Source organism: uncultured Gilvimarinus sp., from assembly GCF_963972205.1.
Classification (GTDB): domain Bacteria; phylum Pseudomonadota; class Gammaproteobacteria; order Pseudomonadales; family Cellvibrionaceae; genus Gilvimarinus; species Gilvimarinus japonicus.
Genome location: NZ_CAXAUC010000002.1, coordinates 540,771 through 560,888, shown reverse-complemented (window position 1 = coordinate 560,888; position 20,118 = coordinate 540,771). Strand labels below are relative to the sequence as shown.

Sequence of the window (20,118 nt, the reverse complement as noted above, 5' to 3'; positions counted from 1 at the left end):
CCGTTGTACGCGGACCAAGTTTAACTGGCTTTGGAAACCTGCCGGATTTGACTCCAGCCCACCACGTGGACTTGCCTACAGGGATAATTTCGAGCACTTGGGGAAGGCGATAAAAGCTGATCGATGGAAATGCGTTTGTTGCATTAGACATTTTGGTATCTCCTCACACTTGATAAGAGATACCCATTATCAACAAAAACAGGAGGAGCGGAATTCCTCTTGCTAGCGTAGTGTACAGTCTACGCGCAGACTGTACGTTTCTATTCCTGTGTTCGAGATTTTTCGTATTTGCTGATCCAATCAGCAAGCGTCCTCTGGGTCATGTTGACTATTTTTGTTCCAGCCTTGGCGGCACTTTGATAGCTTGAAAAGGTTGTGTGATTCGCCTCATACCAAGCCAGAAAGTCTGCTTTTATAGCAGCATTCTCTTTATGTCTGGCTTTTGCAGCATTTTTTGCAGATTTTTTTGCATGCTTTTCAAAAGCAGCCAACCTGTTAATAGACATCCGTAAAAAATCAGCGTTTTCTAAATGATTCCTTGCCAATATTTCATCTGTCATTCGCATTTCAATATATGAGTTGATTGACCAAAAAAGGCTGTATGTCCGGATAAACTTTGGAAGATAGGCTTCATCGAGCATTCCTCGTCGAATAATTAGCGACTCAGCAAAAAGCACCTTTTCCACCCCCACTAAGTCCCTTACTTGGTCATAATCAAGAATGTTACCTCTAATATCCTCAATACCTTCAGTTGACGATTTCTTTTGAAGCAGCTCTGCAATTATACCTGTGATAGTAATCAGCTCCTCGATATAACCCAAAGCAACAGAAAGAGTCACGTCGTGAACAGCCGAAGAATTCAAACCTGAATCGCATGTCTCCTTTATTTCTGAGGGAATTTCGTTGGCCGAGTAGGCGGTCATACCAATAAGCCAAGCGTTTTCACTATTGGCAAGAAAAATTCCATCCCGATTCACCAACTTTCTGGATCGAAAACCGATACCGTCTGATGAGAAGGATTGTTCGATGTCAAAGTTCGTGAAACTAGCATAGATGGGATTTTTCATGAGCACTCCCTCAATTCATCCAGATAGCCAGCCCACTTTTGCATCATCTCCTTTCTCTGCGGCAAATGTTTGGTTCGGTTGTATGCACGGCCCAAAGGATCCTTTACCGCATGGGCTAGCTGGTGCTCTATCCACTCCGGCGGAAACCCCAGCGCCTCATCCAGCAAAGTCCTGGCCATAGCCCGGAATCCATGGGCAGTCATTTGGTCATTGGTGTACCCCATGCTTCTGAGAGCCACCCGCACAGCATTCTCAGACATTGGCCTGGCTGCGGTTCTGGCTGACGGGAAAACATAAGGGCTGCGCTGGGTATAGGGCTCCAGCGACCGGAGGATGTCGACTGCCTGGGCAGGGAGTGGAACAATATGCTCCACATTGGTTTTGGTGACTGTATAGCGCCACTCACTGGCTTCCCAGTCGACCTGTTCCCATTTCATTTGCCGCATCTCGCCTGGACGCTGAAATAGCAAAGCCGAGAGCTGCAAAGCGGCCTTAACCGCCGGAGTGCCTTGATAGACATCAATAGCCTGTAACAGCTGACGGACACCTTTCGGGTCTGTAATCGAGGCAAAGTGCTTGGCTTTAGGTGCCCTAAGCGCACCGGCGAGGTCCCGGCTTGGATCGCTGAGCAATTTGCCGTGGCGAATCGCGTAACGGAATACTTGGCTGGCGGTTTGTTTGGCGCGCTTGGCAGTTTCTAGCAACCCCCGATCCTGGGCGCGGTAGAGTACCTGCAATAACTCCGGCGGAGTTATATCGCCAACCGGGCGCTGCGCCAGCCACGGGAAGAGGTGATTCTTCAACAGGTTTTGTGTGCGCTCTGTGTGAGATTCAGACCAATCGAGCCGAGCCACCTCAAACCACGCCCAAGCCAGCGATTCGAAGGTGGCATCCAGATTGGCTCTCTGGTGCGTTTTGGCGGCCTTTCTCTGCTCGATGGGGTCGCTTCCCGCAGCAAGGATCGACTTGGCGTCCTGGGCTTTCTCACGGGCGTCCTTGAGTGTGACTTTCGGGTACACGCCCAATGCCAAGAGCTTCTCCTTTCCCGAAAAGCGGTATTTGAGTCGCCAGTACTTTGAACCGTTCGGGCGAATATCCAGATATAAACCGCCCGCATCTGAGAGCTTGTAGGCTTTGGATTGTGGCGCCGCCGCTTTGATCTTTTTGTCCGTCAGTGCCATACAGTATCGCCTCCACCCCGTTTGGGGGTACAAGAATCCGGAGGTGATATGACATACCCCCAGAAATACCCCCAGGACACTCTGGATAAGGGGGTACTTGGTTGGACTTTAAGGGATATAGTATAAACGAAAAAGCCCGCATTGCTGCGGGCTTTTGGACGATTCAGGACTGAATCAGACTTCAATATGGCGCACTCGGGAGGATTCGAACCTCCGACCGCTCGGTTCGTAGCCGAGTACTCTATCCAGCTGAGCTACGAGTGCGTTGTTAAGAGGCGCGTATAGTAGTGATTCAGTATCGAGTCGTCAAGCTATATGCGCTGTATTTTTTGTGTTTTTTACGATTTAATCTTTTGTTGATTATTGCTCGGTCAACCTGATTAATTTCTCAACAGTTCCGGCAACAAAACCAACTATTGCTCGTTAACAGGTCAGCCTTACGGCTGAGCCTTTTGTATGGCAGTGAGGGAGGGATTAACCAAAACACCTCCTGTGTTTTGCCCTACGGGCTCCCTTCGGTCGGTTCAAAACGCTCCTGGCGTTTTGTCGAACCCGGCGAGGGCTCTCACCCTCCCGCACCGCATAAAAAGCCTAGCCTTACGGCTGAGCCTTTTGTATGGCGGTGAGGGAGGGATTCGAACCCTCGAACGGTTGCCCGTTACACGCTTTCCAGGCGTGCGCCTTCAGCCACTCGGCCACCTCACCATATAAACTGGTCGCTCTGCACACGCTTTGTATGCGCTTTTGCGAGGCGCGAATCCTACACAACTAGCGCGATAAACGCAACGGTAAGCTGCCCTAAAGGAAGCGCGACAAAGCGTTATGGCCAGCTCTGGCAGCGATCGGATAAATCTATTTCTTTTGCCCCCGGCAGTTTTTTTGCCGGCGTGCCTAGGTATAAATAGCCCACTAAGCGTTCGTTTTCCGCGACGTTAAGCCCCTCCAACACATGCCGGTTATAGGCCATATCACCAGTGCGCCAAATAACACCCAGCCCTTGCGCGTAAGCGGCGTTGACGATGTTTTGTGCAGCGGCGCCGGCGCAGAGCAACTGCTCTAGCTCTGGCACCTTGGGGTGCTCCTGCAGGCGCGCGATAACCAGCAACAACATGGGTGCGCGCAGGGGCATGTTGCGCAGCTTGTCTTGCAGTGTTTCGCTTAACTCCGGGTCATCACGCAGCGCTGAGCGACAAAATAGCTCACCCAAGGCCTCGCGCCCGGTGCCCGCTATCGTCAAAAAACGCCACGGTCGCAATAAACCATGATCGGCAGCTCGCGAAGCGCATTTAAACAAAGTATCGAGCTGCTCTTTAGAGGGCGCCGGCTCGCCCAGCTTGGCAACCGAGACGCGCTGTGTCAGGGCCGTAATAGCATCCATAACCATCCCACCGTGTACTGAATATGGCGGCATTGTACCACGGCCTTGCGCACCAATAGATTTTTGTCCCGTCGCACAAATCAACACAGTTTTCCTACAGGCCAATATTCTGCGCACCTTCACGCCATAGTCTACAATTATAAAAATGCGCCAACCGGTTGGGGCCATAGACGCAGCTAAGCTATCGCGTATAAGATGTTGGCCGTCGCTCCTATAAGCATGTTAGCTAGGCACTAATCACAATGACAAAAGCTGCACTACCCGACGCTGAACACTCAGAATCGATACTGCAACAGTATTACTTCCGTACTCTCATCTGTTTTGCTGCCGGCGGTACGCTGGCCGCGATGATGGACTGGAATAATGTTAATTGGGTATATGTCGGCGCTATTATCTATATGCTGATTTACGCCTACGCCAGTTTTACCTATACCAAGCAGCTGCCCGCTGAGGCCCTACCCAAGGCCAGCCGTATTTTGTCGTACGCCGATGCCGCCCTGATTGGCGTCGTACTAAATTTAATTAACTTTTCGCTACTGCCCTGTATTTTATTCTTGGCAATGATTCAGTTTAACGCGTTGCTTACCGGCGGCTTACGCCGCTGGTTAGAAGACAATGCGGCGCTGGCCACAGGCATTGTGGCCAGCATGCTTATCCACCGGCCACAATGGATCTTTCACAGCAATATTGAGATCAGCGCCGTTAGCCTTATCGGTATTATTACCTATTTTTTGGCCTATGCGCTCTACATGCATCAGCGTTTCCATAAATTAAAACTCAGCAATGCAAAACTGCTTAACGAGCAAAAGTGGCACAAAATTCGAGCCTACAAATTGTCGCGCTATTTGGCACCTGCCGTATGGCAAGCCGTTAACCAAGGCCGTGACGAAACGCTGCAAGCCGAGCGCAAAAAAATAACAATATTCTTTTCTGACATCAAAAACTTCAGTCAGTTATCAGAGGAGATGGAAGCCGAGGCGCTGACCGAGTTGCTCAACCAATACCTCACCGAAATGACCAAAATCGTGACCCACTTTGGCGGCACCATCGATAAATTTATGGGTGATGCGGTAATGGTGCTGTACGGTGACAGTGGCAGCAAAGGCGTAAAAGACGATTGCCTGCGCTGCGTAAGCATGGCCATTGCCATGAAAAAACGCATGAAATCCTTACAGCAAGAGTGGCACAACCAGGGCATTAAAAAACCGCTGCAAATCCGCATGGGCATTAATACCGGCTATTGCACGGTAGGTACCTTTGGTACCTCAAGCCATCTCGATTACACCGTACTCGGCACTCACGTTAACCTCGCCAGCCGTCTAGAATCGGCGGCCGAGCCCGATGAGGTTTTGATCTCTCATGAGACTTGGTCTCTGGTAAAAGACTCCGTATTGTGCCGGGACAAAGGCGAGATTACGGTAAAAGGCTTTAGCGCACCGGTTAAAGTGTACCAAGTGGCAGGGCTGCGCAAAGATCTCGGCCGCAATCAAACCTACTTTGAGGATCGGGCCGAGGGCTTCTCGATGTACCTCGACCTAGATAAAGTGCGCAATTACGACAAAGAGCAAGTATTAACGGCCCTCAAAAAAGCCGCCGAAAAACTCAAAGATAAAGTTATTGTGTAAACCCTAAGCTTACTATTTACTGGCGCACAAGCCGCACCGGGTTAGGTACACGGCCCGACACACTGGCGCGATACGGGTTAATATCCAAACCGCCACGACGGGTGTAGCGTGCGTAGACCTCCAGTTTTTGCGGCGCGCAACGCTCTGTCAGATCACAAAACATGCGCTCTACACAGTGCTCGTGAAAATCCTGATGCTCGCGAAACGACACGATATAGCGCAACAACCCGGCAGGGTCTATCTCGGCACCCTCATAAGCAATAAACACGCTCGCCCAATCTGGCTGACCGGTAACCGGGCAGTTGGTTTTCAGCAAATCACTGTGCCACGCACGCGCAACCACACGCTCGTCTTTTACCGTTAAGTACTCAGGCTTAGGATGATAACAATCGACCTCGATATCTTGTCCGTCGAGGCTTTCAGCGGCAAAAGGCGCCGCCGAGAAGCTCGCCTGCAAAGCGACCTCAACACCAGAGAGTGGCGCAACCGCGACATCAACTGCAGCCCCAGCTGCCGCGCTTAAATCGTTGGTAAGTAATGCCTGAATCGCGGCGACTGAAGTCACACGGGTTTGATTGAACGAGTTTAGATACAACTTAATAGATTTAGACTCAACGATATTAGGGCTATCACACGGCAAGGTAAACTCAATCAACGCCACTTGCGGCAGGCCTTTATCATTAAGCCAGGACAGCTCATAGCCCGTCCACACATCTACACCATAAAACGGCAGGGCGCCAGCGCTAATGCCCAGGGCCCGACGGGACTCTGCCCGGGCGATGGGGTACAGCAAGCCGGCGTCATACTCGCTAATATAAGCCGATGTTTTTCCTAGCGGGCTCTCATCCACTGTACGATTCATGGTCAGCTCCTCCGGGTTAGGCGCGCAGGCGCGAGCCGTTTTTCAATAAATACAAACTCACCGCAAATAACACCGCGGTAAACAGCAACAAGCCGGCAAATGCATAGCCGATATGCTCACCGCCGGTGCCCAACAACCCGTAGCGAAACGCACCGACCATGTGCAAAATCGGGTTTAACTGCGACACCCATTGCCAAAACTCGGATAAGACACTGACCGAGTAAAATACGCCGCCCAAATAAGTTAGCGGCGTTAAAACAAAGGTGGGCACAATGGATATATCATCAAAGGTGTTGGCGTACACCGCGTTAATAAAGCCCGCGAGCGAGAAAAACAGCGAGGTTAAGATCACGATAGTAATCGTGAGTGGCCAACTGTGTACGTGAATATCGGTAAACAATAGCGACACAACCGTCACCAGTAACCCGACACTTAACCCGCGCGCCATACCACCGAGACAATACCCCAGCAAAATAATAACGTTAGGCGTCGGGCTCACCAAAATTTCTTCAATCGAGCGCTGAAATTTTGCACTAAAAAATGATGATGTGACATTCGAATACGAGTTAGTCAGCACCGCCATCATTATCAACCCCGGCACCACAAACTGCATATAGGGGATACCATCCATGGTGCCCACGCGGCTGCCAATCAACTTACCAAAAATCACAAAATACAATGACATGGTAATAACCGGTGGCAACAACGTTTGCACCCAAATACGTGAGAAACGCTTTACCTCTTTACGGACGATGGTGGACAGCGCCACCCACTGTTGTGCCAACTGCATTACTCTGCCCCTTTCTCGTCCAGCTGCCCATTAATCAAGGACACAAACAACTCTTCCAGTCGATTCGCTTTATTGCGCATGCTAACCACCTGCACACTTTGTGCACTAAGCTGTTCAAACAGCTGATTAAGCGATTGCCCTTTCTCGACCTCCACCTCAAAACTGTGCTCGTCCACAAGCTCGACCGCATGCCCCTCAATAACGGGCGCGGCTGTTAGCGAGTTCGAACAATCAAACACAAACACCTCTTTATTCAAGCGCTGCAGCAGCGCTCGCATGCTAGTGTTTTGCACAATAACGCCACGATCAATAATCGCCACATTGCGGCACAAGCTCTCGGCCTCCTCCAAATAGTGAGTAGTCAAAATAATGGTAGTGCCCTGGGCGTTTATCTCGCGCAAAAATTCCCACATAGAGCGGCGCAGCTCGATATCCACCCCGGCGGTCGGCTCGTCCAAAATCAGCACGCGGGGCTCATGCACCAGTGCACGCGCGATCATCAAGCGGCGTTTCATACCACCGGAGAGTGTTCGCGCCGGCGTGTTGCGCTTGTCCCACAAGCCTAATTTTTTAAGGTATTTATCGGCCTGCACCTCCGCCTTGGCGCGGGGCAGCCCGTAATAACCAGCCTGCTGTAAAACGATATCACGCACTTTTTCAAACTGGCTAAAGTTAAACTCTTGCGGCACGATGCCCAGCTCTTGCTTGGCCTCGGAAAAATGCGTGTCGATATTGTGACCAAATACCCTCACCTCGCCGTCACTTTTGCGCACCAGCGAGCTAATAATACCGATCGTAGTCGACTTACCGGCGCCATTGGGGCCAAGTACCGCAAAGAAATCGCCGGCCTGGACCTCAAGTGAGATGCCTTTAAGCGCCTCAAATTGATTGCCGTATACTTTGCGTAGATTTTTAATTGAAAGAGCAGCTGTCATAATTGCCTACTTTTATCGTCCGAGGCCGCTTAGAGCCATCGGATCAATGTATTGAGGAGTTCACCATGAGCCAAGCGAGCGCCGAAGCGCAGTACCTAGCTTTTATCCGCAAGTTGGTTACCCAGTTCACCCTAACGGTGCAGCAGCAACCACCGTTTATTAACGACGATTGCGACGAGCAGCACCTAGCGTTTTTGCACCGCCTAGAGGCTTTACCGCAAACCCAAGGTGTTGATTACGCCGAAGAGGGCCAAGCGCTGATGTGCCAAAGCATCGCCACCTACCCGCACCTAACCCCGCTGCTGCCCCGAGACTTACTCTGGCATTTTGGCGGCGATTGCCTGCATTTTATGCCAGATGAAGAAATCGAACGCTTCCAGCGGCTCGATGAGCAGCGCCACGAGGCAGAACAGGCGGGACAAGACTTCGACTACGAGCGCGAACGAGCAAGACTGCTCGGGCTCCACTAAAGGGCTACATTGTAACAGAGCAAACCGCCGCGCGGGTAATCCAGCCCCCAGCGCATTAGCGCCACCCGTGCCCTGGCGGGCCGTGTCACACGGACGTGACTGATACAGCGAGGCGCAGCCTCGGTTATCACCGGCCCAACGGCGTCATGCTGCCAGAGACAAAAAAGCCCAACCAACGCTCAGCGAGCAAGACTGCCCACTTCACACGGCCCCAAATAGACCATAAACCCAGATCTGACTGGATTGTCAGTAGCGACACGGTTATCCCAGCCGCGCTAAACCAAAGCCTTTCAAAATTTGCGGATTATTGCGTAAAATGCCCACCAATAGCCGCTTGCGCCTCCCTAAAAGCGCCCGTACATTAGCGACCAAGCAACCAGTCATAGCACGAGATCACGGATCGATGAGCAACCCATACCAATACCAAACACGACACGTCACCAGAGATGCCGAGCGCGAGCTGCGTTTAGGCGAAGGAAGAATAAGTGGGTTGTGCTCCGTCGCCCTGGGCCTTTTGAGCCTGCTGGCCGTGCTGGCCTACCTGTACCCGGCCTACCTAACAACACTCGAGTTGCGGCAACTTTACGACGCCAAGCAATTGCAGCACGTACTTAAATACGGCATGTACTTTTCACTGGGGTTTGGTGTTTTAACCTTCGTGTTAAACCGTGGGGCTTATCGACATTTGGGAAGCGGTGGCATTGCCTTAACAGCGATTGCCTTTGTGCTCGGTGGCCATCAAATACCCGTTGGCGCGGTAGAGCCGGTTCCGCTATCACTGGGGGTAGACTGGCTGATTTTGGCGTTTCTTGGCTCGGTGGCCATTTTTGTTTCGCTAGAAAAATTACTGCCGAAATACCAAAATCAGCCTCTGCTTCGCCCCGAGTGGAGCGTCGATTTATTTTACTTTTGCTTTAACCACCTAGCGATCTCGGCGATTTTAATTTTTGCCAACTATCACGCCAGCCACTTCCACTGGGCTATTAGCGCAGACTTTCAAGCCACCGTGCAATCCATTCCCATCCTGGTGCAAGTGATTATTATCATTTTAAGTGCAGATTTTGTGCTTTACTGGGAGCACCGCGCCTATCACGAGATAAAAGCCCTTTGGCCGGTGCATGCCGTACACCACTCGGTGGAGCATATGGACTGGCTGGCGGGGTCTCGCGGACATTTTATTCAAGTTTTTTCCGAGCGGGCCATGGTGATGATTCCCCTGTATTTGCTTGGCGCCAGCGAGCAGGCACTGAATATTTACGTCGCGTTTGCCGCGTTGCAAGCGGTATTGATTCACAGCAATACACGTTTGCCGTTTGGGCCACTAAAATATGTTTTGGTAACACCGCAATTTCACCACTGGCACCACAGCTCAGAAAAGCCCGCGATCGATACCAATTACTCAGCGCACACCGTATTGTTTGACCGGTTATTTGGTACTTACCATATGCCGGATCAACATTGGCCCGCGCAGTACGGCACTACACGACGCTTACCGCGCGGCATTTTGGCACAAACCTGTTACCCGATTACCGCCTTTAAAAAACCCACTGATTGAGCTTATAACACCCCATGCAACCGCAAGCCGATCCGTTTATCGCGCCTTTGTGTACAGAGTCCATTGAGATTCTGTATCGGGATGAATCGATTTTACTGATCAATAAACCTTCGGGCCTACTGAGCTTATCGGGCAAACACCCTGCCAACAAAGATTCGGTGCACTTTAGGCTCGTGCAGGAGTTTGCCGATGCGCGATTGTTACATCGGCTGGATTTAGGTACCTCGGGTATTATGTTGGTGGCGCTAAATAAAAACGTAAACAGCTTGCTGAGCAAACAGTTTCAAGCCCAAAGCGTTAGTAAGACTTATACCGCCCTACTGCAGGGGCATATAACACCGGACAGCGGTAACATTAGCGCACCCATTGCCAAAGGCGAGTTTCCGCTGCAAAAAATTTGCACGGCTACCGGCAAGGCGGCTCATAGCAAGTACGAGCTATTGCGCCATGAGTTTATCGCACCGAGCCAGACGCCCATCAGCCGAGTGTTATACACCCCGATAACCGGGCGCACTCACCAGCTGCGGATTCACAGCCGCGAGCTTGGTCACCCAATATTGGGCTGCGACTTATACGCCAACGATACGGCGTTTCATTTAACGCGCCGGCTTATGCTGCACGCCACCACACTGGCGTTTAACCATCCACTAACCGGCGAGCGCATTAACGCACGCTGCCCCTGCCCGTTTTAAGGCACCCGTTCTCGCTTGGTTTAGTGCTCGTTAAGCGGTAGTATTTATGGCACATAATGGCTGCCATCAAGCCCAACAATGCCCCCAACCGATAAGACCACGCCCATGACTGAGTTTCGCACTGTTAAATCCTCACAAATTATTCTGAAAGAGCTAATGATTCCGTCTTACTCCAACTTTGGCGGTAAAGTGCACGGCGGAATTATTTTATCGCTTATGGACAAAATTGCTTACACCGCCGCCGCCAGCCACTCGCGCAACTATTGTGTCACCGCCTCGGTGGATTCGGTTAACTTTGTTAACTCTGTCGAGGTGGGCGAGCTGGTGACGTTAATGGCATCGGTCAATTACGTGGGGCGCTCATCTATGGAGGTGGGCATTAAGGTGTACTCAGAGGACTTTAAACTTGGTGTTAATAAGCACACCAACACCTCCTACTTCACCATGGTAGCCATCGATGAGGAGACGCGCCAGCCGGTAGCGGTACCTGGTTTGATTTTAGAAGAGGATATCGAGGTACGACGTTTTATTTGGGGTAAATTTCGCAAACAATTTAAAGCCGAGTACCGGCATAAATTTCAAACATTGCATCAAGACTTAGACATAGCCACTGAAACAGGCAACCTAACCGGTGAAAACTGCCAGATTGCACTGCCTTAAGTGCGTGGTACTCGCCTTACCTTTTAGCGCTGTGCGGGCATATGGTCTTTTAATACCTCAGAGAACGCCCGCGACAGCGCCGCTGTCGATACCCCAATCATCAAAGCGCCGTTCAGGGCCTCTAGTGGCCCCAGCAGTTCGTGTTTGGGGGACATCACGATATCGCCATAACCCAAGGTGGCAAAATTAACGGCCGAATGATAAACCGCCTGGGAGAAATCATTAAACTCACCAAGGCCATAAAATAAACTGCCCCACGCGATGACCTGAGCCACGTTACCTAAAATCAGAATAAACATCATCCCGGCCGTGACCCGCATAGACGCAAGAAAGGCCGAGTGAACTTGATGCTCGCGTTTAACAAAATAACGCAGCGCTGCCAACACCAACATGCCCTGTAAGAACAGGCAAAACACCATCATCGAAAGACCCACTATAAAGTTGATTAACATTGACTTACCCCTTCGGACTTAGGTTAATGTATGCCTTATTCTGGCGCCGCAACCGCCAGTGCTCGAGCGCCGCCATGGCCAGTGCGGCGTAAACCGCCACGGCTAAAAACAAAGCCATTCGTACCAAAAATGCCTGATACACGTCTTTGCCATTGGCGCTGTCTTGCACCGCCGAACCCAGCAGGATGATCATCGTCGTGATGGTACCCACCCAAAATGACGGTTTTAGGCGTGTACGCATCACCCCGTAGGCGCCACCGCTTAACACTAAGCAAGCGAGTAAAATCCAACCAAAATAAAACCACAGCGATACCGCAAAACTTAATAAAAACCACACGACTATGGCGCAAACACCACCTAATAAGGTAGAGCCAATAAGCTCACGGTTGGCCTCACGCAGCCTTACTTGTGAAGCTTCACGGCCGAGCAAAATGCTTTTAATGGTCAGCGGTAAATACCCAGCAGGGTTTGTCAGGGTTAGCAAAAACGCCGGCAATACAATCCATGTTGCGCGCCACGCCAACCAACTATTCTCGGTAGGTGCCGCCGGTGTGGGCGCCAATGCCGAATGCTCATCTTCAGGAAACAACGGATACACTAACCACTGCCCGATAACAGCAACGGCAATGCCGATAACTAGCGTGGCAATCAGCGTTGAGGCTAACGCTGGACTCACACTGCTGGCCACAGGGATAACCGTAAAACCCAACGCCAACAAGGTACCCACCGCCGCTTTGCCCGGCTGCATGGCCAAGCGATTACTGAAAAATAAACCACAGGCAATGATCAGCAATGCGGGTATGGGGGCCGCTTGTAACAGCGGCCCTAACAAAAGGCCCAGACTCAAACTCACCACAACGGCAAGTATCAGCAAGATCAATTGTTTGGGCCCTGGCGGCGGTGAAGGCTTTGCCGACAAGATCACCACAAACAACGGGGCGATAAAAGGTAACCCTAGACCAACACCGTACGCCACTGCCAATACCAAACTGGTGGTCAGTGCCAAACGGTAACTGCGCCTTGCCGCCAGCGGCAAGCGCTTGGTTAAGAGCATCGACAAATCCACTCCGTTGTCACGACCAGGTTAATACGCGTAGGTTAAAAGACTAAGCAGACGGATATACATTTTTCCTAACAAGCCCAATACCCCGTGACCTTCGGTATAGGCGATAACCGACGCTTGTGCCCCGATGCGTAACTGGCGCATGGCATCAGCTGGCAACGGGTCACTGAACTCTACTTGCACCGGAAACCGCTGGGATTGACGCAACCAATCGCGATTGTTTTGCACACTGGGTAACGCGCCTGGCTGCGCGGGCTGGCTCGCGCTAATACCCACACCGATACTTTTAATTTTACCCTTAAGCACGCGTCCGGGCAGTGCATCTAACAATATCTCGACGGGGGTCCCCGGCCGTAGGTGTCCTAGATTATTCTCGGTAAAATCAGCGTTAATCCACACTTTCTCAATGGCAACTAACGTCATTACTGGGCTACCGGTACCGGCAAACTGACCAACCTCGGCGCGCATATCGGTCACCACCCCCGCCGATTGCGCGACAACGGTCGTGTTATTTAGATCGAGCGTCGCTTTATCGACCGCCGATTGCGCAGTCTTTAACAAAGTATTTTCGGCGGCCGAGTCGCCCCCTTTTTGCTCAATCGCTCGGGCGATATCAGCGTTAGCCACGGCTACTTGCGCTCTTGCCTGCGCAAGACTGGCGGCAGACATTTCCAGTCGGCGCTCCGAGATCGTCCCTGGGTCATCTTCACGCAAACGCTTAAGGCGAGTGTAATCTTGCTCGGCTTTTAGCTTCCCGGCCTTAGCGGCGCGCAAACTGGCGCGAGCTTTTTCAACGCCGGCATCGCCTGCGTCCACCTGTTTTTGGGTATTGTTTAAATTCGACTGCGCTTGTTGCAACGCAATATTGTACTGCGACTGATCTATTGCAAACAGTTTTTGCCCTGCGTTGACACGCTCGTTGTTGCTCACCCAAACGTCGGTCAATACGCCCGCCACCTTAGGGGCAACCCCCACCACATACCCCTGCACCCGCGCTTGCGAGGTGTAGGGAGTAAAGCGGTCAGCCAGTAGGTGCCACACTAGCGTAATAACAATAACCGCTAAAACAATGGCGCCACCACGGGATACCGCTTTGCCGCTGGTGGCGGGCGCCGCTGCTACAGAGCTCGAGTTATCCGGCTCGGTCATGGTGATGCTCCTTGCTTTTGTGATGTGGCGACGGGCGAGCCGACAGCCGGCGGATTGTTAAGGGGAGCCTCTAACAAATCACCCCAATCGGTGCGCTGGGCCATAAGCTCGCGGGTAGGCTCGGGCACTAAGGTTGTAATAGTGGCTTGCTGCCAGCCACCGCCTAGCGCTCGATACAAACTAATTATGGCGGCTATGTGATCGCCGTGGTTGGTAATGGTGCTATCTGATTGGCGAAAGGTGCGCGCTTGAGCATCCAGCACCCGCTGGAAATCTGAATAGCCTTCTTGGTAGCGGCGCGTGGCGATGGCGAGCGAACGCTCGGCCGCGACCAACGAGTCGTCTAATATTTTTTGGCTCGCTTGGGTTTGTGCCACCCGGCTGGCGGCATCGTCGATTTCCCGGGCGGCGTTAAGCACGCGTGCGCGGTAGCCCTCCAGTGCCTGCTGCAAGCGCGCATCTTGCGCGCGCACATTATTTTTTAAACGACCGTAATTAAATATATTCCAGCTTAGCGAAGGCCCAGCCGCCAAACTGACAACATCGTTGGTCGCCTCTAGACTGTCACCCGACCAACCGATGGTGCCAAACAGTGAAAGCGAGGGGTACAAGTCGGCCTGGGCGATACCCACCTGCGCCGATTGCGCGGCGGCTTGCCAAGCGGCGGAGCGAACATCTGGGCGGCGCAATAATAACTGAGCAGGAATCTCCCGAATGCTTAATGCACTCAACTGCGGCAATGCGCTATCGATAGCATCAAGCTCGGGTAAATCATTGGGCGCACGTGCCAACACGGCCCCTAAGGCATTGCGCTGCTGCTGCAATATGAGCTGCAAGCCAGGTATGGTTGCTTCAGTTGCTAAGTACTGAGATTTAGCTTGCTGTAAATCCAGCTCGGAGTCTTGCCCCCGCTCATACAGTTGCTCGGTGATTTCATAGCTGCGCTGCTGCAGCGTTACATTGTTTTGCGCAATCTCGATGCGCTGCATGGTGGTTTTAATGCCGTAATATAAGCTCGCCACTTGCGCCGCGAGCAACACTTGAGCATCGCGATGGTTAGTGACCGATGCAAAATAAGCGGCATCGGCCGATTCCACGCCGCGGCGAAAACGGCCCCAAAAGTCCATCTCCCAACCGAGGTTAAACGCGGCCTCACTTGAGGTGAAATCCCGATACTCACCGCCGCCGCGCTGCTGCCCTACGTAGGCGCCACTGGCACTCAGCTGCTGCACCTGCGGGTATTGCAAACCGGAGGCAACGCCCAGCACCGCGCGGCTTTCTAAAATACGCAATCCGGCAATTTTAAGGCCCGGGTTCTGATGCTGCGCCTTTATGATTAAGTCATCCAAAACCGGATCGTTAAAGCGCTGCCACCAAATGCTTAAATCGAGCGCATCGGCCGCGACGCTGGCTTGGCCATACAGCTCGGGCTGCCACCTTGCCAGCCAATCGACATCTGGATCTTGGTAATTTGGCCCTAACGGCGCGCACGCCGACAAGCTAAACGCCCCGCAGACAATCACACCCACCGCTAAACACGAGGTCACTTTTTTGCGGGGTGTGTGATTAAGCCGCTTACCCTTAACTCGCATTTTAATCACTGAGCGGTGGCGCCTCTTGCGCAACATTATGGCTCTCGTTCACCCAAGCCATAAACACCTGGTAGCTCACGGCCAACACAACCGCTCCGACAAACAGCCCAATTAACCCGCTGGCGAACATCCCGCCCAAGGCTCCAAGCAAAATAACGGGCATCGGCGCCGCCACACCGCGCCCCAGCAGCATAGGCTTAAGGACGTTATCGGCCAGGCCGCTGGCCACCAAGTATAGGGTTAACAGGATATTGACCAGGGTCGAGCCGTCACCGGCCATCCACAACCAGGCCACAACAGGTATCACAAACAAAGCCGCCGGCAGCTGGACAATGCCACAAACCAGTACCGCTAACGCGAGCACACCGGCGGCGGGGACATCGGCCAATAAAAACCCCACCCCCAACAACAGCGACTGGATAAAAGCGACACCAATCACACCTACGGCCACCGAGCGCACGGTGGCGACGGTCAAAGTGTGCAGCTCGGCCCCCACGGTGGGGCCACAAATACGGTTAAAAATACGATTAGTGCTTGCCGCCCCCGGCTTAGCGTAGGCCAGCATAATACCGGCGACTATAAAGGCGGCTAAAAAGGCCAGCAGTGTCGTAACTGCGCCGCCCAAAACTGATATAGCCTGGCGGGCGTGTTCACGAATCGACGCCTGGTGCTCGGCCACAAAGCCGCGCAAGTTTTCAGACGCGGCGCGCCACGTGGCATCTATCTGCTCCCCCACCACCGGCCAGCCTGCGACATTGGCCGACGGCTCGGGTATATGCAGGGTACCGTCTATTGCCTGACGGTAAATATCCAACATATGGTCCACAAACGAAATACTCAGTAGCACAGTGGGCACCCCAACCAACACCACGACCGTGAGCACTAAAATGGTGGCCGCGCGCCCGGGCCCACCGCCGACTTTGGCGGCAATTTTTGCGTGCAATGGGTACAAAGCGATGGCCAAAATCATGGCCCAGAGCATTAAATTGATGAACGGATGCAGCACCTTCATGGACAGATAGACCATAAAGGTAATCAGCCCAAGGCGTATAACGGTATCGATCAGGGGGGAACTTGATGGTTTCATATTTTTGACTCATCCATATCTAAATATTGTGTTGCATCCCGCCCCAAAGCACTGTTGCATTCAAACGCGGGTAAGCCGGGTGTCCATTAAAGTCCATTCGTAACGATGCAATACCAAGCGTACAGCCCATCCATCGCCCGATGTATTATAGCTACTCCTTATAATAGCAGTTACCCGTAAAAGCATGATTGCGATTTACCAAATTGGCGCGCACCAAAAAAAGGGCCTGCCCGTAGGCAGACCCTTTTTCACGATCATAAGCTTTCATACCATCCATTGCGATGGATTCGCCTGAACTAAACACGATAGCAAAGCATTAAGAATCACCGATATAAGGCAAACAAGCGGCGTTAAGCGTAACCCTCAGCGCTAAGAAATGCATCGACCTCGTTAGCCGCGCCCAGTATTACCGGCACTCGCTGATGAAGGTTTTCCGGTAGCACATCCAATATCGCCTGCGCCCCTATTACCGCTTTACCGCCGGCTTTTTCGACCAGCATAGCCATTGGATTGGCCTCATACAATAAACGCAGCTTGCCGTTGTGTAGCTTACTTTGGGTATTGGCCGGGTATAAAAATATGCCACCACGCATAAGCACGCGATGCACATCGCCCACCATAGCGCCGTTCCAGCGCATATTAAAATCTTTACCGCGCGCGCCATCTTTACCCGCCTGCAGCGCCTGAATGTAGGCTTGTGTCGTCGGTGCCCAGTGACGCAGGTTGGATAGGTTGATCGAGAACTCCTGGCAATCGGCTGCGATCTCCAGCTCGGCCTGGGTCAGCAGGTATTCACCGTCCGTATCAAGCGTATACAAACGCGACGGGCCGCCAGTGGTTAGCGCCAATTGCGTGGACGGGCCATACAACACATAACCCGCACACACCTGGGCCCGGCCTTGTTGGGCAAACTGCGCAGGCGAATCAGCGGCGGCATCGTCAACCGCCCGGTAGATGGTAAAAATGGTGCCTATCTGGCCGTTAATATCGATATTAGACGAGCCGTCTAGTGGATCGAACGCCACGACGTAACCGCCCTGGGCGTTACCGGCAACTACGTTGTCCTCTTCTTCCGAGGCGACCGACCTAACATGAGGGGATGCCAACAGTGCTTCTTTTAGAATATCGTTGGCAATCACATCGAGGTTTTTTTGCGTCTCGCCTTGCACATTTTGCTGCGCTGCCGAACCTAGCACACCAGCAAGCGCGCCGCGACGCACTTTGTGAGCAATGGTTTTACTGGCTGACAAGACCGTCAGCACCAGCTCCGCCATATCGGGCGATACCTGATCTTGGGTAAGCTGCAACTCGACAGACTGCATAGCGTATTCCTTGTAAAGAGTTATCAGCCGGCATTACAAACTGTTAGCACCGGCTCGTGTTATTTAATCTGTGTTAGTCGCCCGCTAAGGCGCAACATCGTTCGCGATAGTACAGATTTGCGCAAAATGTTCTGGGTCCAAACTGGCGCCGCCCACCAACAAACCATCGACGTTGGGCATGGCCAACAACTCGGCGGCGTTGTCTTTTTTGACACTGCCACCGTAAAGTATTTGCACACCCTCAGCGGCCTCTTCACCCAATATGGCGCACAACTCTTGATAAATATATTGATGCACCTCTTGTACCTGCTCGGCACTGGCGGCTTTACCCGTACCAATCGCCCAGACCGGCTCGTAAGCGATACAGAGTCTTTTACCCTGAAGCTCTAGATTTGGCAGAGCTTGGTGCAACTGGCGGTAAAGGATGTCTTGGGTTAAACCCAACTCGTACTGCTGGTCATTTTCGCCAACACATAAAATAGGCATTAAGCCATTGACGAGGGCGCGCTCAATTTTTGTGTGACAAGACGCATCGTTTTCTAAAAACATCTGACGGCGCTCAGAGTGACCAATCAAGCAAAAAGTGCAACCGACTTCTTTTAGCATCTGGGCCGAGGTTTCGCCGGTAAATGCCCCCGAGGCAAACTTACTCACATTCTGGCTTCCCACCAAAATGTTGGAGTTGCGCAAAAAATTCACCATATCGCTGATATACACATAGGGCGGTGCGATACCCACCTCAGCTTTAAAGCTTTTGTTTAACACTGAAGCCACCGAGGTGCAGATTAAGTCGGTACCACCGTTTAACTTCCAGTTCGCCACCACGAGCGGAGCGCGTTTTTTCATTGACCAAAATCCTCAAACAGGGCTTTCTGTCTAACCAGTTAATATTTTTGACTTACCAATATAATTCTATAGCAATTTATTGGTCTAGCCAAATTTTAGTTGTTTACGCCGGCTATACTAGGGCAAAATTGGTCGACAATCAGGGGTTTTTAGCCGCAAATAAAAATTAACACGAATATTGGCATTGAGTGAGCTAAAGAATATTACCCAGCAGAAACCGATTACATTATTTATCACACAATTTGGCCTTACCAATAAAACACCGGACATAGAGCGGATGACACCCTGTTAGACTAAGAATTACAGGAATATTAAGCGGGAGCGGAGTTTTTACGATGGTTTGGCCACATAAGTCGCCATCGGTGATAATAATGCAGCAAATAATAATTAAGGGCCCACTATGAAACCGATTGTTGTACTTTTCGCGATGCTGTTATTAACGCCCCTGTCAGAGGCGGCAGCATTCAACCACCCGCCCATCCGCACCGGCGTCACGCTCACCCCAGATCACCGGCCGCAACCGGATGCCCCCGCAGGCGAGCTGCAAGGCCCGTTCGAGTTTCACAGCCAGATCATCCCCAATACGGTTAGGCGTTATTGGGTTTTTGTTCCGGCACAATATGACAGCGCAACAGCGGCGAGCTTATTGGTGTTTCAAGATGGCCAGCGCGCAATAAACCCAGAAGGGCCGATTCGTATTCAGCACGTTATGGCGAACTTAATCGCCAAAGGCGAGATGCCCGTTACCATCGGGTTATTTATTACCCCAGGCAACCTCTCGCAACATTACCCTGATGACTTAGGAATGCAGAACCCCAACCACCGCTGGCAAGAATACGACGTATTGGGGGATCGCTACGCGCGGCTGCTCATCAACGAAATGCTGCCCGAGCTTGAAAAACGCTATACCCTGACCGATAACCCCGAGCAACGAGCCATTGGCGGCACCAGCAGCGGCGCCATCGCGGCGTTTACCGTCGCCTGGGAGCGGCCTGACTATTTCCGTAAAGTGTATAGCGGTATTGGCAGTTATGTCTCTATTGGCTATCGCCCCGAGGCGACCCCGCCACAACAACTAGGCGGACACGACTACCCGGCGCTAATTCGCCGCTCCCCCATAAGGCCAATGCGGCTTTTTGTTCAGGATGGCAGCAACGATTTAGATAACGAGTGGGGCGACTGGTTTTTAGCAAATCAGCAAATGGTAAAAGCGCTCGCTTACGCCAACCGCGCTGCGGATGACAAAAACCAAGCGGGGCCACGCTATCAGTTTACTCACGTGTGGACCGACGGCAGACACAACGACGATCACCCAGGCGCGCTGTTACCCGAGGGCTTACGTTGGTTGTGGGCAGGTGATAAAAAATAAGCAGTATCACCTAAACGGCTTTT

General features: G+C 52.1%; 19 protein-coding genes and 2 tRNA genes. 6 read left to right on the top strand and 15 right to left on the bottom strand.

Features of this window, described 5'->3' with window-relative positions; genetic code table 11:
* Window positions 1-260 precede the first annotated feature (260 nt).
* From AACY82_RS06935 to AACY82_RS06915, 5 genes are all read right to left on the bottom strand, one after another.
* Window positions 261-1,067 (bottom strand): hypothetical protein, encoded by an 807-nt coding sequence (locus AACY82_RS06935; RefSeq protein ID WP_041522639.1) that lies wholly within the window; start codon window positions 1,065-1,067, stop codon window positions 261-263.
* Complete coding sequence (locus AACY82_RS06930; protein WP_041522638.1) at window positions 1,064-2,248, bottom strand: integrase arm-type DNA-binding domain-containing protein; 1,185 nt, start codon at window positions 2,246-2,248, stop codon at window positions 1,064-1,066. Before AACY82_RS06930 ends, AACY82_RS06935 begins: the two co-directional genes overlap by 4 nt.
* A gap of 187 nt (window positions 2,249-2,435) precedes the next feature.
* Window positions 2,436-2,512: transfer RNA gene (locus AACY82_RS06925), tRNA-Arg, on the bottom strand.
* 353 nt (window positions 2,513-2,865) lie between these two features.
* A tRNA-Ser gene (locus AACY82_RS06920) sits at window positions 2,866-2,953 on the bottom strand.
* Between the two features lie 115 nt (window positions 2,954-3,068).
* Window positions 3,069-3,626: a nitroreductase gene (locus AACY82_RS06915; protein WP_339616051.1), complete on the bottom strand. Its 558-nt coding sequence runs from the start codon at window positions 3,624-3,626 to the stop codon at window positions 3,069-3,071.
* Window positions 3,627-3,868: 242 nt separating this feature from the next.
* Between AACY82_RS06915 and AACY82_RS06910 the strand changes: the two genes are divergently transcribed.
* Complete coding sequence (locus AACY82_RS06910) at window positions 3,869-5,251, top strand: adenylate/guanylate cyclase domain-containing protein (RefSeq protein WP_339616050.1); 1,383 nt, start codon at window positions 3,869-3,871, stop codon at window positions 5,249-5,251.
* A 16-nt stretch (window positions 5,252-5,267) separates the two neighbouring features.
* On the opposite strand, the gene queF is transcribed toward AACY82_RS06910, so the two are convergent.
* The 3 genes from queF to AACY82_RS06895 are packed head-to-tail and all read right to left on the bottom strand — an operon-like array spanning window position 5,268 to window position 7,838.
* On the bottom strand, window positions 5,268-6,113 hold the full coding sequence (gene queF / locus AACY82_RS06905) for an NADPH-dependent 7-cyano-7-deazaguanine reductase QueF (protein WP_339616049.1): 846 nt from the start codon (window positions 6,111-6,113) through the stop codon (window positions 5,268-5,270).
* A 16-nt stretch (window positions 6,114-6,129) separates the two neighbouring features.
* Window positions 6,130-6,903 (bottom strand): ABC transporter permease, encoded by a 774-nt coding sequence (locus AACY82_RS06900; RefSeq protein ID WP_339616048.1) that lies wholly within the window; start codon window positions 6,901-6,903, stop codon window positions 6,130-6,132.
* On the bottom strand, window positions 6,903-7,838 hold the full coding sequence (locus tag AACY82_RS06895) for an ABC transporter ATP-binding protein (RefSeq protein ID WP_339616047.1): 936 nt from the start codon (window positions 7,836-7,838) through the stop codon (window positions 6,903-6,905). Before AACY82_RS06895 ends, AACY82_RS06900 begins: the two co-directional genes overlap by 1 nt.
* A gap of 65 nt (window positions 7,839-7,903) precedes the next feature.
* Here AACY82_RS06895 and AACY82_RS06890 point away from each other — a divergent pair, with 65 nt between their 5' ends.
* The 4 genes from AACY82_RS06890 to AACY82_RS06875 all read left to right on the top strand — a co-directional run bounded on the left by AACY82_RS06890 (window position 7,904) and on the right by AACY82_RS06875 (window position 11,215).
* The gene (locus AACY82_RS06890; protein WP_339616046.1) at window positions 7,904-8,308 is read left to right on the top strand and encodes a PA2817 family protein; all 405 of its coding nucleotides are present in this window, start codon (window positions 7,904-7,906) and stop codon (window positions 8,306-8,308) included.
* Window positions 8,309-8,711: 403 nt separating this feature from the next.
* On the top strand, window positions 8,712-9,863 hold the full coding sequence (locus tag AACY82_RS06885) for a sterol desaturase family protein (RefSeq protein ID WP_339616045.1): 1,152 nt from the start codon (window positions 8,712-8,714) through the stop codon (window positions 9,861-9,863).
* Window positions 9,864-9,877: 14 nt separating this feature from the next.
* Window positions 9,878-10,555, top strand: a complete 678-nt coding sequence (locus AACY82_RS06880; protein WP_339616044.1) for a pseudouridine synthase — start codon at window positions 9,878-9,880, stop codon at window positions 10,553-10,555.
* Between the two features lie 105 nt (window positions 10,556-10,660).
* Window positions 10,661-11,215: an acyl-CoA thioesterase gene (locus AACY82_RS06875; protein WP_339616043.1), complete on the top strand. Its 555-nt coding sequence runs from the start codon at window positions 10,661-10,663 to the stop codon at window positions 11,213-11,215.
* Window positions 11,216-11,238: 23 nt separating this feature from the next.
* Here the strand turns inward: AACY82_RS06875 and AACY82_RS06870 are convergent, their stop codons facing one another.
* The 7 genes from AACY82_RS06870 to tpiA form a co-directional block, all read right to left on the bottom strand.
* Complete coding sequence (locus tag AACY82_RS06870) at window positions 11,239-11,667, bottom strand: ion channel (protein WP_339616042.1); 429 nt, start codon at window positions 11,665-11,667, stop codon at window positions 11,239-11,241.
* Window positions 11,668-11,671: 4 nt separating this feature from the next.
* On the bottom strand, window positions 11,672-12,721 hold the full coding sequence (locus AACY82_RS06865; RefSeq protein ID WP_339616073.1) for a DUF2955 domain-containing protein: 1,050 nt from the start codon (window positions 12,719-12,721) through the stop codon (window positions 11,672-11,674).
* Between the two features lie 30 nt (window positions 12,722-12,751).
* Window positions 12,752-13,879, bottom strand: coding sequence for an HlyD family secretion protein (locus AACY82_RS06860; protein WP_339616041.1), 1,128 nt, complete (start codon window positions 13,877-13,879; stop codon window positions 12,752-12,754).
* Entirely contained in the window at window positions 13,876-15,507 is a 1,632-nt protein-coding gene (locus AACY82_RS06855) for an efflux transporter outer membrane subunit (RefSeq protein ID WP_339616040.1), read from the bottom strand. The genes AACY82_RS06860 and AACY82_RS06855 overlap by 4 nt, the downstream gene beginning before the upstream one ends.
* Entirely contained in the window at window positions 15,473-16,558 is a 1,086-nt protein-coding gene (locus tag AACY82_RS06850) for an AI-2E family transporter (RefSeq protein WP_339616039.1), read from the bottom strand. The genes AACY82_RS06855 and AACY82_RS06850 overlap by 35 nt, the downstream gene beginning before the upstream one ends.
* 350 nt (window positions 16,559-16,908) lie before the next feature.
* Window positions 16,909-17,880 (bottom strand): class 1 fructose-bisphosphatase, encoded by a 972-nt coding sequence (locus AACY82_RS06845; RefSeq protein WP_339616038.1) that lies wholly within the window; start codon window positions 17,878-17,880, stop codon window positions 16,909-16,911.
* 84 nt (window positions 17,881-17,964) lie between these two features.
* Window positions 17,965-18,726 (bottom strand): triose-phosphate isomerase, encoded by a 762-nt coding sequence (gene tpiA, locus AACY82_RS06840; protein ID WP_339616037.1) that lies wholly within the window; start codon window positions 18,724-18,726, stop codon window positions 17,965-17,967.
* 400 nt (window positions 18,727-19,126) lie between these two features.
* Here tpiA and AACY82_RS06835 point away from each other — a divergent pair, with 400 nt between their 5' ends.
* Window positions 19,127-20,095: an alpha/beta hydrolase-fold protein gene (locus AACY82_RS06835; protein ID WP_339616036.1), complete on the top strand. Its 969-nt coding sequence runs from the start codon at window positions 19,127-19,129 to the stop codon at window positions 20,093-20,095.
* Window positions 20,096-20,118: the final 23 nt, after the last annotated feature.

Excerpts from the sequence above, each read along its gene's own strand:
- AACY82_RS06935 (WP_041522639.1), bottom strand. The coding sequence starts at position 1,067 with ATGAAAAATCCCATCTATGCTAGTTTCACGAACTTTGACATCGAACAA.
- AACY82_RS06930 (WP_041522638.1), bottom strand. The coding sequence starts at position 2,248 with ATGGCACTGACGGACAAAAAGATCAAAGCGGCGGCGCCACAATCCAAA.
- AACY82_RS06915 (WP_339616051.1), bottom strand. The coding sequence starts at position 3,626 with ATGGATGCTATTACGGCCCTGACACAGCGCGTCTCGGTTGCCAAGCTG.
- AACY82_RS06910 (WP_339616050.1), top strand. The coding sequence starts at position 3,869 with ATGACAAAAGCTGCACTACCCGACGCTGAACACTCAGAATCGATACTG.
- queF (WP_339616049.1), bottom strand. The coding sequence starts at position 6,113 with ATGAATCGTACAGTGGATGAGAGCCCGCTAGGAAAAACATCGGCTTAT.
- AACY82_RS06900 (WP_339616048.1), bottom strand. The coding sequence starts at position 6,903 with ATGCAGTTGGCACAACAGTGGGTGGCGCTGTCCACCATCGTCCGTAAA.
- AACY82_RS06895 (WP_339616047.1), bottom strand. The coding sequence starts at position 7,838 with ATGACAGCTGCTCTTTCAATTAAAAATCTACGCAAAGTATACGGCAAT.
- AACY82_RS06890 (WP_339616046.1), top strand. The coding sequence starts at position 7,904 with ATGAGCCAAGCGAGCGCCGAAGCGCAGTACCTAGCTTTTATCCGCAAG.
- AACY82_RS06885 (WP_339616045.1), top strand. The coding sequence starts at position 8,712 with ATGAGCAACCCATACCAATACCAAACACGACACGTCACCAGAGATGCC.
- AACY82_RS06880 (WP_339616044.1), top strand. The coding sequence starts at position 9,878 with ATGCAACCGCAAGCCGATCCGTTTATCGCGCCTTTGTGTACAGAGTCC.
- AACY82_RS06875 (WP_339616043.1), top strand. The coding sequence starts at position 10,661 with ATGACTGAGTTTCGCACTGTTAAATCCTCACAAATTATTCTGAAAGAG.
- AACY82_RS06870 (WP_339616042.1), bottom strand. The coding sequence starts at position 11,667 with ATGTTAATCAACTTTATAGTGGGTCTTTCGATGATGGTGTTTTGCCTG.
- AACY82_RS06865 (WP_339616073.1), bottom strand. The coding sequence starts at position 12,721 with ATGCTCTTAACCAAGCGCTTGCCGCTGGCGGCAAGGCGCAGTTACCGT.
- AACY82_RS06860 (WP_339616041.1), bottom strand. The coding sequence starts at position 13,879 with ATGACCGAGCCGGATAACTCGAGCTCTGTAGCAGCGGCGCCCGCCACC.
- AACY82_RS06855 (WP_339616040.1), bottom strand. The coding sequence starts at position 15,507 with ATGTTGCGCAAGAGGCGCCACCGCTCAGTGATTAAAATGCGAGTTAAG.
- AACY82_RS06850 (WP_339616039.1), bottom strand. The coding sequence starts at position 16,558 with ATGAAACCATCAAGTTCCCCCCTGATCGATACCGTTATACGCCTTGGG.
- AACY82_RS06845 (WP_339616038.1), bottom strand. The coding sequence starts at position 17,880 with ATGCAGTCTGTCGAGTTGCAGCTTACCCAAGATCAGGTATCGCCCGAT.
- tpiA (WP_339616037.1), bottom strand. The coding sequence starts at position 18,726 with ATGAAAAAACGCGCTCCGCTCGTGGTGGCGAACTGGAAGTTAAACGGT.
- AACY82_RS06835 (WP_339616036.1), top strand. The coding sequence starts at position 19,127 with ATGAAACCGATTGTTGTACTTTTCGCGATGCTGTTATTAACGCCCCTG.